Source organism: Sorangium sp. So ce426 (genome assembly GCF_051475585.1).
GTDB lineage: Bacteria > Myxococcota_A > Polyangia > Polyangiales > Polyangiaceae > Sorangium > Sorangium cellulosum_B.
Map to the genome: position 1 here is coordinate 5,661,393 of NZ_CP150341.1, position 15,455 is coordinate 5,676,847.

At 73.0% G+C, this 15,455-nt stretch carries 11 protein-coding genes and 1 riboswitch; of the genes, 5 read left to right on the forward strand and 6 right to left on the reverse strand.

Annotation, left to right across the window (positions count from 1 at the left end):
* Positions 1 to 23: 23 nt before the first annotated feature.
* Together WMF44_RS21075 and WMF44_RS21080 are read right to left on the reverse strand one after the other, a co-directional pair.
* Positions 24 to 1,256 carry a hypothetical protein gene (locus tag WMF44_RS21075; RefSeq protein WP_437300897.1) on the reverse strand — a complete coding sequence of 411 codons (1,233 nt, stop codon included), beginning with the start codon at positions 1,254 to 1,256 and terminating at the stop codon, positions 24 to 26.
* Entirely contained in the window at positions 1,250 to 3,328 is a 2,079-nt protein-coding gene (locus tag WMF44_RS21080) for a TonB-dependent receptor domain-containing protein (RefSeq protein WP_437300898.1), read from the reverse strand. Before WMF44_RS21080 ends, WMF44_RS21075 begins: the two co-directional genes overlap by 7 nt.
* A gap of 159 nt (positions 3,329 to 3,487) precedes the next feature.
* Positions 3,488 to 3,714, reverse strand: a riboswitch (cobalamin riboswitch).
* A gap of 242 nt (positions 3,715 to 3,956) precedes the next feature.
* Here WMF44_RS21080 and dhbC point away from each other — a divergent pair.
* From dhbC to WMF44_RS21105, 5 genes are all read left to right on the forward strand, one after another.
* The gene (gene dhbC / locus WMF44_RS21085; protein ID WP_437300899.1) at positions 3,957 to 5,225 is read left to right on the forward strand and encodes an isochorismate synthase DhbC; all 1,269 of its coding nucleotides are present in this window, start codon (positions 3,957 to 3,959) and stop codon (positions 5,223 to 5,225) included.
* A complete protein-coding gene (locus WMF44_RS21090) occupies positions 5,222 to 6,892 on the forward strand; it encodes a (2,3-dihydroxybenzoyl)adenylate synthase (RefSeq protein WP_437300900.1) in 1,671 nt (556 codons plus the stop codon). Before dhbC ends, WMF44_RS21090 begins: the two co-directional genes overlap by 4 nt.
* A 95-nt stretch (positions 6,893 to 6,987) precedes the next feature.
* Positions 6,988 to 7,980, forward strand: coding sequence for an isochorismatase family protein (locus WMF44_RS21095; protein ID WP_437300901.1), 993 nt, complete (start codon positions 6,988 to 6,990; stop codon positions 7,978 to 7,980).
* A 46-nt stretch (positions 7,981 to 8,026) separates the two neighbouring features.
* The gene (locus WMF44_RS21100; protein ID WP_437301587.1) at positions 8,027 to 8,872 is read left to right on the forward strand and encodes a siderophore-interacting protein; all 846 of its coding nucleotides are present in this window, start codon (positions 8,027 to 8,029) and stop codon (positions 8,870 to 8,872) included.
* A 12-nt stretch (positions 8,873 to 8,884) separates the two neighbouring features.
* Entirely contained in the window at positions 8,885 to 9,661 is a 777-nt protein-coding gene (locus tag WMF44_RS21105; protein ID WP_437300902.1) for a 2,3-dihydro-2,3-dihydroxybenzoate dehydrogenase, read from the forward strand.
* A gap of 154 nt (positions 9,662 to 9,815) precedes the next feature.
* Here WMF44_RS21105 and WMF44_RS21110 read toward each other — a convergent pair whose 3' ends face one another.
* From WMF44_RS21110 to WMF44_RS21125, 4 genes are all read right to left on the reverse strand, one after another.
* Positions 9,816 to 10,712: a PepSY domain-containing protein gene (locus WMF44_RS21110; protein ID WP_437300903.1), complete on the reverse strand. Its 897-nt coding sequence runs from the start codon at positions 10,710 to 10,712 to the stop codon at positions 9,816 to 9,818.
* A 98-nt stretch (positions 10,713 to 10,810) separates the two neighbouring features.
* Complete coding sequence (locus WMF44_RS21115; RefSeq protein ID WP_437300904.1) at positions 10,811 to 12,112, reverse strand: hypothetical protein; 1,302 nt, start codon at positions 12,110 to 12,112, stop codon at positions 10,811 to 10,813.
* Positions 12,113 to 12,161: 49 nt separating this feature from the next.
* Complete coding sequence (gene mxcH / locus WMF44_RS21120; protein ID WP_437300905.1) at positions 12,162 to 14,768, reverse strand: TonB-dependent siderophore myxochelin receptor MxcH; 2,607 nt, start codon at positions 14,766 to 14,768, stop codon at positions 12,162 to 12,164.
* A gap of 190 nt (positions 14,769 to 14,958) precedes the next feature.
* The gene (locus WMF44_RS21125) at positions 14,959 to 15,159 is read right to left on the reverse strand and encodes a hypothetical protein (protein ID WP_437300906.1); all 201 of its coding nucleotides are present in this window, start codon (positions 15,157 to 15,159) and stop codon (positions 14,959 to 14,961) included.
* Positions 15,160 to 15,455: the final 296 nt, after the last annotated feature.

Sequence of the window (15,455 nt, forward strand, 5' to 3'; positions counted from 1 at the left end):
CCCACGCACCCCCGCGGGGCCGATCAGAGCCCGCCGATCCCTCGCGGCGGGAGCCCGATCTCGGTGTCGACGGTCGCGTCCTCCAGCGGCTCGAGCGCGCCGCTCGCCGCCACCTTCCAGCGCCGGAGCTTGCTCCTCTCCGCGTCGCTCAGCAGGCAGACATCGCCGCAGCCGGGCGAGCAGTGGACGCCGCCGAAGGCGTAAGACTGGGTCGCCTCGGCGAGCGTCGTGACCTCGCCCGTGGTGATGCTCACGGAGAAGGCGCGGTCCCCGGCGAACGCGCCGCCCGCGTAGGCCGTCCCGAGGAGCACGTCCTCGGAGGCGAAGGCGAGCGTGGGCTGGACCGCGGCGCCGAGCGCCCTGGCCACGCCGAGCCGCTCGATCTCCTCCGGGGGCGAGGTGCGAGCGTCGTAGATCACGACGTCGCTCGTCGCCGGATCGTACTCCATCGCCTCGACGTCGAAGCGGCTCGAGCAGGCGACCGCCAGCCGCTCTCCCGAGGGCGACACGGCGAGACGCCCGCAGCCGTAGAGCCCCTGCACGTCGACCGTCCATGTGACAGCGCCCTGCTCCGGCGAGACGCCGACGAGGCGCCCTTCACCCACGGTCGAGAGGTCCGCGGCGAGCCGGCCGAGGGCCACGACAACGTCGTCACCGACGCGCGCCATGCCCGACGGGCGCGGCAGGAGCCCCTCTCCCTCCTCCGGCAGGGCGATGCGCCCCGCGATGGAGTACTCCTTCGTGTCGACGATCAGGAGATCGCCGCCCTCGTCGAACGGCTCCACGCCAGGGCTCGGGTTGCTCCCGTAGCGCGACACGAGCGCGCGGTCCGCGCCCACCTCGATGTAGTCCTGAGGGTTCGACTCGAACCCCTGCCCGACCGGGAGCTGCGCGAGGACCTCGGCGGTCTCGAGATCCATCCAGGTGATCACGTTCGTGCCGAACCGATCGAGCAGGACGACGCGGCCGGACGGCGACGCCGCCCCCGGGACATCGACGTCGCCGGACAGCGCGAGGCTGAGCCCCGGCTTCGCCGCGCCGCTCGACACGAAGGAAGGAGACAGGGTGGTCCCGTCGAGCGCCGACACGGCGATGTTCGTCGACTGGTAGTCGCTCGTCACGATGACGACGCCGCTCTCACACGCGTCGCCGTCGCCGCCGCCGTGGACGCCGCCCGTCGACGGCGGCGGCGAATCCACGTTGCACCCGAGCATCGGAATCGAGATCGCGAACGCAAACCGACTGATCTTCACCATGTTGACTCCAGTGTGAAAAACACGCTCCGCCCCGGGAGCGGAAACCCGACGACATCCGTGCGCCGCGCGTCCAGGAGGTCCGCGACGCGAGCTCTCGCCGCGAGGTGCCCGCCGAGCCACCTCGCCTCCGCGTCGAGGTCGAGGGTCGCTTGCTCCGCGATCACGCCGAGGCCGGCGGGGTCGGCGTACCGGCTCGACTGGTACACGGCCCGGAGCTCGCCCGACGCGCCCGAGAACACGGCGCCGCCCGGGCGCTTCCACTCGGCGTGCAGGCGCGGCGCGACGACGAGGCGCGAGCGGAACGGGAGGAGGTCGTTCCTCGTCGTCCGCCCCGGCGTCGTGTCCCGCGGATCGAGCAGCGTCGCCGCGATCTCGGCGCGGAGGAACCGGGTCACCTCGACCCCGGCCAGGAGCTCCGCGCCCACGACGCGGGCGCGGCCGACGTTGTACGGGCTCACGTAGCCCTGGCCGGACTTCTCGTACGCGACGAGCCCGGAGACCGCGCTCCCGAACGCGAACACGTCGATGAAGGCGCCGCGCAGCACGGCGCCGCGCCCCGTCTGCGCCCGGATCCCGGCCTCGATCGTGGCGCCCGACTCCGGCTCGAGCTCCGCGTTGCCGTGGACGACGCCGGAGACGCCGTACACCTCGCCGAGCGTCGGGACGCGGACGTAGCGGCCCACGGTCGCGAGGAGCCGGAGCCGGTCGCTCCCCACTTCCACGCCGACCCGCCCGGTCGGGACGAGCACGTCGCAAGGGCGCTCCCGGTCCGCGCCGGTGGCGTGGCACTCCCCGCTCGCGAGGGCGTGCAGCGCGAGCCCCTCGCCGAGGCGCGCCTCCGCGCTGACGGCGCCGCGCGCGAACGAGCGCCGCGCCCGCGCGAGCGGGACGTCGTCCGGCGCGCGCGAGATGCCCTCGCGCGCGACCGAGAGCACGGGCCGCACCCGGAGCCGGTCGGCGAAGGAGAGCGTCGCCCCGAGCGTCTGCTCCAGGCGGCGGCCGGCGAGGCGGAGCTCCGGCGTCTGCAGCGCGAGCTCGAAGAGGGGATCGTGGACCTCCGAGCGCGCCTCGATGAACGAGGTGCGCGCCTCGAGCGTGTGCTGCGCCTCTCCGCCGAACGGCACCCGCGCCGCGACGGACGAAAGCGCGCGCCGCGACTCCCCCCGCGCCTCTCGGGACGGCAGGAGCGCGAGCCTCGGCACGCCCTGCTCGCGCTCGGTGCCGTTCGCGATCACGTCGACGATCGCGCCGCCGCCGAGCTCGACGCGCGCGAGCGCCCAGGCGTCGATCGTGCGCACGTCGGCGTTCTGCCGGTGCTCCAGGGTGTCGTCGCTCTCGTCGAAGAGCGTCCCGCCATCGTTGACGAACGCGTAGCGGTTCTCCGCGGCCTCGGCGCTCACCCCGACGATCGCGCTCACCGGGCCCGCGCTGGCGCCGGCGAACGCCCACCCGCGCCGCGCGCCGAGCGAGCCCGCCATGGCGCCCGCGCCGGCCGTCGTCCGGGAAGGCCGCCGCGGCTCGAAGAAGATCGCGCCGCCGGGGCCGAGGCGGTCGGCCTCGATGGGCGCGTGGCCGCGGTAGATCTCGATGCGCTCGATGAGCCAGAGGGGCACGAGGGAGAGATCCGCCGTCCCCACGACGTCGTCGTTCAGGCGGACGCCGGCGAGGTACACCGGCGTCTGCGTGGCGGTCGCTCCCCGGAGGGCCGCGGTCGCCGGCCCGCCGAAGCCGCCCGTCTCGATGATGAGCACGCCCGGCTGCGTGCGAAGGACGTCCGCCGCCCCGAGCCCCGCGCCGGTGAGGCGCTCGCGGCCCAGCACCGACCCCGCGACGGACCTGTCCTTGGGCGGCGCGGGCGCGCGCAGGCGATCCCCCTCGACGCGCACCTCCAGCGGGTCCGGCCCCGGCGGGGCGGCAGCGCGACCGCCCTCCTGCTCGGCCTCCGGCCTGCGCGGCTCGTCGGCGCGGGCGGCCGGCAGGGCCGCCACGGCGCTGCAGGCGGCGAGCGAGAGCCAGCACGCCACGCCGGCGCTCCGGCGCCGCCGCGACCGACGATCCGAGGAATCAACCATTCACGCGCCGCCTGCCCGCGTCGACCCCGCGCTGCTCCGGGTGAGCCGAGAGCCGAAGCGAGGGGGCTGCGTGACGGGCCGCGACACCGCGCGCGAGCGAGGTGGTCGAGGGCCTGGGCGCCTTCCCCTCGAAGGCTCAGGTCAGCGCGCGCCGGCGCACCGGCGCGCGCACCTTCGGCAGGTCTTCGGACTCACGGGCGCTGCGGCCGTCGCCGGTCGCTCTCCTACACATCACCGCTTCCCAGGCTGCTCTGGTGCATGCCCAGTGCTTCTTGGTGATGGTCGTTCCCGTTCACCGCTGCGGGGGCAGTCCCGGATTCTCACCGGGTTCCCTTTTCAGCTCGCCCGGTGATGGCCGGACGAGCACCGATGGCGGGGCGACTCGTCGCACCCGTCACGCAGGATGTCAACGCAGAAGCGAAGACCCGGAGCGCCCCGTCCACAAGCCCACCGGCGACGCACACCCGAGACAGAACCGGGAGTCCCTTGACAGTCTTGCACGCGTGTGCCATGAGTCACTTGAAACTGATTTTCTTTATCAGTTATCAGCAACGAGCGGCCAGAGACCTGACGTCCAGCGCCCGATGACCTGAGCCCACGTGGCTCTCGACGCCCATCGGAGCTGAATGTGACGAGTTCCATCTCGATACCGGCCGCTGTCGCGCTGCCCGCGGCGAACGCGGGGCAGCTGTTGAAGCAATACACCCCCGAGTCGGCGTTCTTCTTCGCGTCGCCGACACGCACCCTCCTCGCGCAGGGCGTACACGACATGATCCTCGAGCCGAACGGCGCGGATCAGGGCGACCGCCTCGCGGACCGCGTCACGAGGGTGCTCGCGTCGGCGTCGAGGGCCGGCGCCGGCCAGAGCCTCCCCATGGTGGTCGGCGCGGTGCCGTTCAACAGCACGTCGCCGGCGCACCTCATCGTGCCGAGGGCGATCCAGAGCGCGGGCCCGCTCAACCCCACGTCGGAATCGCCGCGGGCGCACCTGCCGATCACCGTCCAGGAGCTGCGCCAGGTCCCCGAGCCCCGCGACTACGTGCGCGGCGTCGAGACGGCGGTGGGCCTGATGCGGTCCGAGGCGCTGAGCAAGGTGGTCCTCTCCAGGATGCTGGAGATGGTCCTGCGGGAGCCGGTCGATCTCCGCGTCGTCCTCCAGCGCCTCTCGCAGCAGAACCGGAACGGCTACACCTTCGCCGCCAACCTCTCGGATCCCATGGCGGGGCTCTCCAGCGCGGAGCGCGGCGTCGCGACGTCTCGCGCGCGGACGCTCCTCGGCGCGAGCCCGGAGCTGCTCCTGTCGCGCTCCGGGCTCCGGGTGATCGCCAATCCGCTCGCCGGCTCCGCGGTCCGCAGCCCCGACCCCGACGAGGACCGCCGGCGGGCGATCGCCCTGCTCGCGTCCGAGAAGGACCGGCACGAGCACGCGATCGTCGTCGACGCCGTCGCCGCCGCGCTCCGGCCGTTCTGCCGGCGCCTGAGCGTCCCCGACGAGCCCTCGCTCACGCAGACCCCGACGCTGTGGCACCTGTCGAGCCGGCTCACCGGGGAGCTGCGCGATCTCTCGATCTCCTCGATGAAGCTGGCCACCGCGCTGCACCCGACCCCCGCGGTGTGCGGATACCCGACGGACCGCGCCCGCGAGGCCATCGGGGCGATCGAGCGGTTCGATCGCGGGTTCTTCACGGGGCTCGTGGGCTGGTCCGACGCCAGCGGCGACGGCGAGTGGGCGGTCGTCATCCGATGCGCCGACGTCGCCGGCCGGGCGCTCCGCCTCTATGCCGGGGCCGGGATCGTCATCGGTTCGAACGGCGAGCACGAGCTCGCCGAGACCACCGCCAAGCTCGGGACGATGCTGAACGCGCTCGGCCTCGACCAGGCGCGGGAGCGGGCATGAGCGCTCCGGAGGAGAGCCGGCCGGCGCCCGCGCAGGCGCGACCGCAGGCGCTCGACGGCTGGACTCCGTGGCCGGCCGCGGTGGCCGATCTCTACCGGCGCGCCGGCTACTGGCGCGGCGAGACCTTCGGGCGCCTGCTGCGCGAGCGGGCCGCGCGGCACCCGGATCGGATCGCGCTCGTCAGCGGCGATCGCCGGCTGAGCTACGGTGAGCTCGATCGGCGCGCCGATCGCCTCGCCGCGGGCCTCTTGCACCTCGGGCTCCGGCCGGGGGATCGCGTCGTCGTCCAGCTCCCGAACATCGCGGAGTTCTTCGAGGTGTGCTTCGCGCTGTTCCGGCTCGGGGCGCTCCCCGTGCTGGCGCTGCCCGCGCACCGGCGCGCCGAGATCGCCTATTTCTGCGAGCACACCGAGGCGGTCGCGTACGTCATCGCCGACCGGGACGGCGGGTTCGATTACCGCGCGCTGGCGAGCCAGATCCGGCGCGACGTCAGGACCTTGCGGCACGTGCTCGTGGCCGGCGATCCGGGCGAACACACGGCGCTCTCCGGCCTGGACAGGGAGCCCGTCGCGCTCCCGGAGCCCGCCGCGGGGGACGTCGCCTTCTTCCAGCTGTCCGGCGGGAGCACGGGCGTACCGAAGCTCATCCCGCGGACGCACGACGACTACCTCTACAGCGTGCGGGCCAGCGCGGAGATCTGCGGGCTCGACGAGGGCAGCGTCTACCTCGCCGCCCTCCCCGTCGCGCACAACTTCACGCTCAGCTCACCCGGGAGCCTGGGCGTTCTCCACGCCGGCGGCCGCGTCGTGCTCTGCCGCCGCCCCAGCCCGGACGAGGCGTTCCCGTGGATCGAGCGGGAGCGGGTCACGCTGACGGCGCTCGTGCCGCCGCTGGCCTCGGTCTGGCTGGAAGCGGCCCGGGCGGCGCGGCACGACCTGTCGAGCTTGAGGGTGCTCCAGGTGGGCGGCGCCAGGCTCCCCGCGGAGGTCGCGCGCCGCGTGGGGCCGACCCTGGGCTGCAAGGTGCAGCAGGTGTTCGGGATGGCGGAGGGGCTCGTCAACTACACCCGCCTCGACGACCCCGACGCGATCGCGCTCGAGACGCAGGGCCGGCCCATCTCGCCCCACGACGAGGTCCGCGTCGTGGACGACGACGACCGCGACGTCGAGCCCGGGCAGGTCGGTCACCTGCTCACGCGAGGGCCCTACACGATCCGCGGCTATTACAGGGCCGACGCGCACAACGAGAAGGCGTTCACGCGCGACGGCTTCTACCGCACCGGCGATCTCGTGCGGCGGACCCGGGAGGGCTACCTCGTCGTGGAGGGCCGCGCCAAGGATCAGATCAACCGCGGCGGCGAGAAGATCGCGGCCGAGGAGGTCGAGAACCACGTCCTCGCCCACCCGGCGGTGCGCGACGCGGCGCTCGTCGCCATGCCGGACGCCCACCTCGGCGAGCGCTCGTGCGCGTTCCTCGTGGCCCGCGGGCAGCCGCCGCCGACGAGGGAGATCAGCGCCTTCCTGCGCGAGCGCGGCGTCGCCCAGTTCAAGGTGCCCGATCGCATCGAGTGGCTCGACGCCCTCCCGACGACGAGCGTCGGCAAGGTGGACAAGAAGGCGCTCCGCCGGTGGATCGCCGACAGGCTCGCGCAGGGCGCGCGCGCCTGAGAGGACAGCGCGGGCCCAGGCGGCGCAGCGACGCCCGCGGCCCGTTCCATCGACAGGAGCGCTGCGATCACGAGAGAGAGAAGAGAGGAACGACCATGGCCATCCCCCGCATCCAGACCTATCGCATGCCACGAGCCGACGAGCTCCCGGAGAGCCGGGCGTCATGGCGGCCGGATCCGGGGCGCTCCGTCCTCCTGATCCACGATATGCAGGAGTATTTCCTCGGCTTCTACGACGCGAGCGCGTCGCCGATGGTCGAGCTGATCGAGAGTGTCCGCCTGCTCCGGGAGCGGTGCGCGGCGAGCGGGATCCCGGTCGTCTACACGAAGCAGCCCGCCGAGCAGACGAGGGCCCAGCGCGGTCTGCTGACGGATCTCTGGGGGCCTGGGCTGACGCAGCAGCCCGACAAGCACGAGATCGTGCGCGAGCTCGCGCCGGGAAGCGCCGACACCGTGCTCACCAAGTGGCGTTACAGCGCCTTCCAGCGGACGGAGCTCCTGGATCTCCTGCGCCGGTGGGGCCGCGATCAGCTGATCGTGTGCGGCGTGTACGCGCACATCGGGTGCCTGCTGACCGCGTGCGAGGCGTTCATGAACGACGTCCAGCCGTTCCTCGTGACCGACGCGACCGCCGATTTTTCCCGGCAGCAGCACGACATGGCCATCGCCTACGTGGCGCAGCGGTGCGGCGTCGCGCTGCCGACGAGCGACGTCCTGGCCGCGCTCGCGCCCCGCGAGCGGACGAGCGCCCCGCAGCGCGACGCGGCGGCGCAGGCGCCGCTCAGCGCGACGCAGGACCGGGCGCCGTGGGTCGAGCGCCTGCGCGGCGACGTCGCCGAGGTCCTCGACCAGCTCCCCTCGGCGATCTCCGATCGCGACAGCATCCTCGATCTGGGGCTCGACTCGATACGGCTGATGACGCTCGTCGAGCAGTGGCGCGCCGCGGGGATCGACGTCGCGTTCGTGGATCTCGCCGAGCTGCCGACGCTCGGGCACTGGTGGGAGCTCCTGTCGACCCGGCTGCCGCGCGAGGCGAGGCCAGCGCCCCGGCACCGCGCGGAGGCGCCCCTCCAGGAAGCCGCCCGCTGACCGGCCGAGCTTGCCAGACGACGGCTTCCCCATGGCACAGGTCACCATGAATCAGGTCGCGACATCCCCACCCAGGACGGTGGCGCGCACCCCGCCGCGCCTCCTCGAGGTGCTGCGCACGACCGCGATCTCCCCCCGCATGCGGCGGATCACGCTGGGCGGCGCGGCGATCGCGGGGTTCCCCGCGCGCTCGGGCGGCGCGCACATCAAGGTCTTCCTCCCGCGCGGCGACCAGGCGGCGCCGGAGCTGCCCACGCTGGGCCCGGACGGCCCCGTCTGGCCTCCGATGCCGCGGCGGCCGATCACGCGCACGTACTCGGTGCGCAGGTACGACGCGCAGGCCGGCGAGCTGGACGTGGACTTCGTCCTGCACGGGGACGACGGCCCCGCGTCGCGGTGGGCCCACCACGCGAGGCCGGGCGACCGCATCGGCATCGCCGGGCCGGGCGGCCCCGATCCGCTGCTCGGCCCCGCGGACTGGCACCTCCTGGCCGGCGACCTCTCCGCGCTGCCGGCGATCGGCGCGCTGCTCGAGGCCCTGCCGGAGACGGCGCGCGGCCACGCCATCGTCGCCGTCCCCGACGCGGCGGACGTGCAGGAGATCGATCGCCCGCCGCACGTCGCGCTGACCTGGATCTACCTGCAGGGCGAGCACGCCCCGGGCCCCCGGCTCGAGGCGGCCGTCCGCTCCCTCGAATGGCCGGAGGGCAGCGTCTTCGCCTGGGTTGCGGGTGAGTCGTCGTCCGTCGTGGCGATCCGCGATCACCTGCTCGACGAGCGCGGGCTCGGGCGCGAGGCGCTGTATGCGATCCCCTACTGGAAGGCGAGCCAGTCCGAGGAGGCGTACCACGCGGAGCGGCACCGGATCATGGATGGGCTCGACAGGGCCTGACGGGAGCGATCGATGGAGTTCAAGCACAAGGCGGCGCTCGTCACGGGCGCGGCCCAGGGGATCGGCGAGGCCGTCGCCCGGAGGCTCGCCGCGCGGGGCGCCGCGGTGGCGGCGGTGGACGCGAACCGGGAGCGCCTGGGCGCCGTCGTCGCCGATCTCCAGGCGAGCGGCCATCGCGCCGCGGCGTTCGCGGTGGACGTGGCCGACGGCGAGGCGGTCGACGGCGCGGTGGAGCGGATCGAGCGCGAGCTCGGCCCCGTCGAGATGCTTGTCAACGTGGCCGGCGTGCTGCGCGTGGGCGGCGCCCTCTCGCTGACGAGCGACGACTGGGAGCGCACCTTCGCGGTCAACACCCGGGGGGTGTTCAACGTGAGCCGGTCCGTGGCGCGCCGCATGGTGCCGCGCCGATCGGGGTCAATCGTGACGGTCGGGTCCAACGCCGCGCGCACGCCGCGGATGAACATGGGCGCTTACGCGGCCTCGAAGGCCGCCGCGGCCCAGTGGACGAAGTGCCTCGGCCTGGAGCTCGCGCAGCACGACATCCGGTGCAACGTGGTCTCCCCTGGCTCGACGGACACGCCGATGCAGCGCGCGCTCTGGGCGGATGATAGCGGCGCTCAGGCGGTCATCGCCGGCGCTCCCGAGGCGTTCCGGCTGGGCATCCCGCTGCGCCGGATCGCCACGACGGACGACGTCGCCAGCGCGGTGCTGTTCCTGCTCTCGGACGAGGCGCGGCACATCACGATGCACGACCTCTGCATCGACGGAGGCGCCACGCTGGGCGCCTGATCCTCGCCTGGCTTCGTTCGAGCGAGAAATGAACCGCCAGGACGCCAGAAGACGCCAAGAAAACAATAAATCTTGGCGTCTCTTGGCGTCTCTTGGCGTCTCTTGGCGTCTCAACTTCTCGCTGTTTGCGTGCGGCTTCAGCCCGTTTGTCGCTCTAGGGGCCTTCCTTGCCCACGTTTCCGAACAGCGCGTCCGACGCCGTGCCGACCATCACCGCCGCGGCGAGCGCCACGGCGGCGGCGATCGCGAGGGCGCCGAGGACCCGCGAGGGCTTCATCTGCCACCACATGGCGAGGCCGCTGAGCGCCCACACGACCAGCGTGATCCCGGTGATGTCCGCGAAGAGCGCCCAGAGCCACGCCACGCCGCCGTGCACGGGGAAGTGATGCGTCTTGTGGAGCGTCTCGAGCACCTCGACGAAGCGAGGCCACCCCCGCGCGCCGGCTGGCCGCCCGTCGAGCCGCCCCGTGCCCAGGTTGTACGTGACGTTCCAGGCGCGGCCGTCCGCGTCCCGCATGCCGAAGCGCAGCTCGGGGGTGATCTTCGGGTGGGCGCGCAGCGGCCCCGCGGCGTCGACGCCGATCCTGGGCAGGAGATCCTTTATCTGCTCCTGCACCGCCGCCATCCTGTGCGCAGGAAGGTCGATCGCGACGCCGGCGAACGGGGGCGCGGGGGCCTCGGGCTCGGGAGGGTGGCTGGAGACCGTCGCGCTGCCGTCGTCGAGGCGCAGGATCACCACCTCGCGCCCCCCGTCGGCGCGCGGCGCCGCGAGCAGGGGCCACCCGGAGAACGCGCCCGGGGTGCCCGGATCGAGCGTGTAGCGCGAGGGCGAGCCGGCGTTGAGCTGCTCGACGACCTGGCGCGCGAGCTCGCCGGGATCCCAGGGCTGGAACCCGGTGAGCGCCGACAGCCGCTCTCCCGAGAGCGACCGGCTGTCGATGTCTCGCCCGATCTGCGGGTGATTGAAGAGCGTGCCGCTGATCCCGAACAGCAGTATCCAGGGGAACAGCAATAGGCCCAGGTACATGTGCACGCGCCGCACGACCTTCATGATCGCGCCGTAACGCGGCCGCCCGCGGAGGCCCCGCGGCGAACGGGGCCCTCGCGCGGCGTCGTCCCTCATCGCTCCTCCGTGATCGGGCGCGAGCGTCATCGGATCTTCGCGACGGAGAAGGTGAGCCCAGGCGCGCTCACGCCCGCCTCGCCGGGCCCGTCCTCGCCGATCTCGCGGAGCGTCGTCGACTCCTGTCCCTCGAACTCCAGCAGGAAGGTGCGGTCGCCGAGCGCGACGCTCAGGACGCTGCCGCCGCCGGGCGCCGCGTCGAGCACCGTGGCGGTCGGCGTATCGCCGAGCGTCACGCTGGCCCACCGCCACGCCGCGGCGCTCGCCAGCACGCGCGGGTGGGTGTCGTCCGCGATCGCGAAGAGGCTCTCGTCGAGCACCCGCAGGAACGCCTTGCCGTCCGGACCCCCGAAGAGCGAGCCGGCGGCGTCGCCGTCGAACAGCGTGCTCAGCTCGACGTGGAACTCGGGGTCGAACTGCCTCGTTTCGGGGTCGAAGCGCAGCATGCAGGGGGCGGCAGCGTTGTCGGGGTTGAGCCGGTGCACCGCCGCGCCGTACGCCTCGGTGGCCACGTAGATCATGCCGTCGGGCCCCTCGACCCCATCGCGCACGTAACCGCAGCGTTCGTCGGTGACGACGGTCGCCTCGTCCGTCGCGCTGTCCACGACCACGACCGCGGCCACGCTCGGGACCTCCGGGCCGATCCGAAAGCCGCCGAAGGTGATCACGTCGTCGCCCTGGACCAGCGGCGACGACGAGGAGTACGTGAGGGTGGCGTCCGGAATCACGAGCTCCTCGAGCGGGATGTCGCCGGTGACCGTCATTTCCTGAGGGTTCCAGACGACCACCTGGGCCGTGGGACCATCGAAGAAGTACGCCTTGGTCTCCGAGACGAAGTGGAACTGGGTGCCGTACTCGCCGAGCTTCGCGAGGCCCTTGCCCTGGAAGCTCACGGTGTCCCCTTCCTCGAGGCTGCCGTCTGCCCGCAGGTCGTAGCGGGTCACGGTCGCCGCGGCGTCGCTCGCCACGAACACAGCGCCTCCGCCGTCCAGCCCGACGCCGAGGGCGCGCCCCTGCACCTCGATGGCGTCGTCCAGCGACAGCGCCTCATCCGAGTCGATGTCGTCCGTCACGACGACGTAGCTCTGGGTGTCGCCGCCGTCCGGCCCGAACACCTGGACCGTGAGGGCGTACGCCGGCCCCGCGTCGGGCGTCCCCCCCGTGCCGCTGGTGGCTCCGCCGGCGCCCCCCGCGCCCCCCGCGCCGCCGGTGCCGCCGCTCGTCGCGCCGCTGCTCGTGCCATCGCTCGTGTCGTCGCCGCAGGCGACGAAGCACGGGAGGAGCAGGGTCAAGAGGAGGGCATTCGCGTAGCGCGCACGAAATAACATGAAGGATCTCCTTGTGTCGGGTTTCAACCGCTGTCGCACGAACATCGGCTCACAGGCTCAAGGCGAGCTTGGCGTACGCCGCTCGCCCGGGGCGCTGGACGCCGTAGAAGCTGAAGGCCTTCTCGTCGGTGAGGTTCTGCACCTCGACGGTCGAGCTCACCGTCCATCCGCCGCGCTCGACCAGGTACGTGAGCGCGAGCGTGTGCACGAGCTGCGACGGGATCTCCGCCTTGGAGTCGGCTGCGCCTCGGCCTTCCGGGCCGACGAAGAAGGCGTGTACGTAGTCGGCGTGCCAGGTCAGCGACAGGGCATCACGCCGCGCCGCGATCTCGGGCCACCGCGCGCGCGCGGCGACCCCGCCGAAGAGGTACGGCTGGTTCTGGATGCGAACGCCGGTCGAGCCGTCCCGGAAGTCCTGCCATGTGACGTGACCGTCGACCGACAGCCAGTCGCCCGGAGAGGTCCACCCGGCGGTCGACTCGATACCGACGGATCGCGCCGACAGCGTGTTTCCGTACTCCGAGTAGCCCAGGTGCCTTCGCAGCGTGATCAGATCCTCGGTGAAGCGCCCGAAGCCGTTGGCGCTGAACCGGAGCTGCCCCGCGCCGCTCTCCGCGCGCTCCAGGGTCACGCCGAGGTTGACGTTGTGGCTCACCTCCGACTCCAGGTGGACGTTCCTGACGATGAGCCCTCCGTCGCCGAACAGCTCCTCCGGCGTCGGCAGGCGGGTGGCGAACTCGTACGAGGCCTTGGCGTAGAGGGCGTCGGTGAAGCGGAAGCGCAGGCTGTCCCCTGCCCCCGCCCGGTGGGTCGCTCGATCGACGTCGCCGATCCGGCCGCTCGGCAGGTGCTCCCGGGCGCGGATCGACTGCAGGTAGAGCTTGGCAAAGGCGATGTTCGCGAGCCGGCCCTCGAGCGGCCTCGCCTCGTACTCGACGCCTGCCACGCCGCTCCACAGCTCCCGCTCCGCGGTCAGCGGGTCCTTCTCGGGCTCGGCCACGACAAGGTTCCTCCCTGTGCGCGTCACGTGGCTCGGCGAGAGCCCGAAGCGCAGGAGATGCTCGGTCGCGGGGTGCCAGGCCAGGTTGACGCGAGCGAAGGTGGTGTGCTGGTGGACTTGCTGGTCGTTCGCGTCGTCCCCGATCTCCCCCCGATACGGGCGCTCCACGCAGCCACCCGACCAGTCATAGGTGCACGTGGCCACGTTGAGGAAGGTCGTGCGCGCGTACGAGTACCCCGCGAGGGCGTCGAGCCGCGCCCTCCCGAAGAACGGCTGCGCATACCGCAGCAGCGCGCCGCCGGTCTGCCTGCCGAAGGTGGCCTCTCCGAAGGGCGGCGACTTGACCCTGCCGTCGAGCATGTCGACGAGCAGGCCGTGCTGCAGCTCCTTGTCGTGCGAGGTGAAGAAGGCGCGGAGGAGCAGGCGGTCGGCCCATGGCCGCCGGGCGATCCCCACCTCGGCCGCGCCGCCGGCCGCGACGTAGCCGTCGTGGAACCGCCGGGCGCGCGCGGGCGAGAGGCGCCCGCGCTCGTCGTACGCCATGACGTCGATCGGGGTGTCGTTCCGCGCGCGATCGACGAACCCGCTCGCGCGGGCGAAGAGGCCGCTCGGCGCGTGCGCGTGGCGCGCGCCGAGGGTCATCCGGTACGTGCCGAAGGAGCCGACCTGGTAGGACGCCGACGCGGCCGTGCCGCGCGTGTCTTGATCGGTCACCAGGTTCACCGCGCCGCCGAGCGCGTCCGTGCCGAAGCGCAGCGGGACGACGCCGCGGTAGATCTCGGCGCGCTCGACGAGGTTGACCGGCACGTTGGCGATCCCGAAGGAGTGCCCGGCGAGGTCGAGCGGCACGCCGTCGAGGAAGAAGCGGATCCGGTCGTCGGTGAGGCCGTTGAGCGAGAAGCGCGCGTCGGAGCCGAGCCCGCCGAGGCGGCGCACGCTCACGCCCTCGGCGCGCGCCAGCACCTGGCCGAGATCCGCGGCCTGCCGCCTGGCCTCGACGGTCTCGATCACCTGGACCGCCTGCGCGGAGGTCCGGAGCCGCTCGGCCTCGGAGGCCCCCCGCACGCTCACCTCGATCGCGGGCAGCGCTGGCCCTGCGGCGGCAGCGACCGGCGCGGCGCCGGCGGGTCCCGTGACGGGCGCGGCGCCGGCGGCGCCTGTGACGGGCGCGGCACCGGCGGCGCCTGTGATCAGCGCGGCGCCGGCGGCGCCCGCGACCGGCGCGGCCGCGGGGGGCGGCGCAGGCAGCCGGAAGTCGTGGCGGTAGAGGATGCGCGACGCGACGCTCCGGTCGCCTCGCCGGGCCGGCGTGAAGCGGAAGCGCAGCGCCGCTTGCCGCGCGGCCTCGTCGAACCCGTGGCCCGCGGGCTCGGCGACCTCTGCGCTGGTGACACGCCCTTCCGCGTCGATCGTCAGCCGCAGCACGACGCTCCCCTCCAACCCCGCCTCGCGCGCCGCCTGGGGATACGCCGCCTCGACCGCGCCCGTGAGCTCGGGCGGGCGCACCGCGAGCGCGACGCCATCGCCCGGGGCGCGCGCCGCCGGCGCTGCCTCGGCCCCGGGTGCCTCTTCGCTCGCCCGCGCGTCCGCGGCGAAGGCCAACAGGGCACCGCAGGGGGCGAGGACAAGAGTCCCGGCCAGGGCGGCGAAACGCAAGGGCTGCAATCGAATCATGAGATCACCGGGCATGCTCACCGGAGCGTGACGATGCGGCGCTCTGGCCGGCTCTGCGCAAGCTGGTTGTCGTGGCGTCTCGCTCGCCGGCTCTTCAGGCCTCTCCGGATGGCGCAGACCGCGCTGGCCAGGGGCCGCCGCCGCGAGCTCTCATGTCAGCGCGCTGGGAGATTCAACCGCTCACGTCCTCCGCCGCCGCCGGGACCGGGACGATGACGACGCGCTTGCACCGCCGGCACTTCAGCTCGACGCCGCCGGGCACATACCGGGCGAGGAGGCTGCCGCAGCCGCAACGCACGGAGTTGGGCTCGGCACGTCCAGCAACGCCGCAGTGATCACACCGGCTGTCGAGCGGAGCAGTCGCCTTCGACATCAGGTTGTCCATCGTGGAACCCCACTTTCAATAATGAAAGTCACTTTCACTTTCACTCCGGAACCTGCCATGCTACCAACTGCGTTGTCAAGCGAAAGCGGTCGGAGAGCGTCCACGGCGTCCACGAGGCGTCGCGACGTCCGCAGGTCCGAGCAGCGTGAGATCGCGGCCGAAACCGGCGCGATCTGCGCGCTCGCCCGGGTCGCCGGCGCCATGCCTCGCTGGCGCGGACAGGCCACCACGTGACGGTGGCCCGCGGCGGGGGTCCCAACGAATTCACTTGACAATGCCCACCC

Excerpts from the sequence above, each read along its gene's own strand:
- WMF44_RS21095 (WP_437300901.1), top strand. The coding sequence starts at position 6,988 with ATGGCCATCCCCCGCATCCAGACCTATCGCATGCCACGAGCCGACGAG.
- WMF44_RS21110 (WP_437300903.1), bottom strand. The coding sequence starts at position 10,712 with ATGAAGGTCGTGCGGCGCGTGCACATGTACCTGGGCCTATTGCTGTTC.
- WMF44_RS21100 (WP_437301587.1), top strand. The coding sequence starts at position 8,027 with ATGAATCAGGTCGCGACATCCCCACCCAGGACGGTGGCGCGCACCCCG.
- WMF44_RS21115 (WP_437300904.1), bottom strand. The coding sequence starts at position 12,112 with ATGTTATTTCGTGCGCGCTACGCGAATGCCCTCCTCTTGACCCTGCTC.
- WMF44_RS21075 (WP_437300897.1), bottom strand. The coding sequence starts at position 1,256 with ATGGTGAAGATCAGTCGGTTTGCGTTCGCGATCTCGATTCCGATGCTC.
- WMF44_RS21105 (WP_437300902.1), top strand. The coding sequence starts at position 8,885 with ATGGAGTTCAAGCACAAGGCGGCGCTCGTCACGGGCGCGGCCCAGGGG.
- WMF44_RS21090 (WP_437300900.1), top strand. The coding sequence starts at position 5,222 with ATGAGCGCTCCGGAGGAGAGCCGGCCGGCGCCCGCGCAGGCGCGACCG.
- WMF44_RS21080 (WP_437300898.1), bottom strand. The coding sequence starts at position 3,328 with ATGGTTGATTCCTCGGATCGTCGGTCGCGGCGGCGCCGGAGCGCCGGC.
- WMF44_RS21125 (WP_437300906.1), bottom strand. The coding sequence starts at position 15,159 with ATGTCGAAGGCGACTGCTCCGCTCGACAGCCGGTGTGATCACTGCGGC.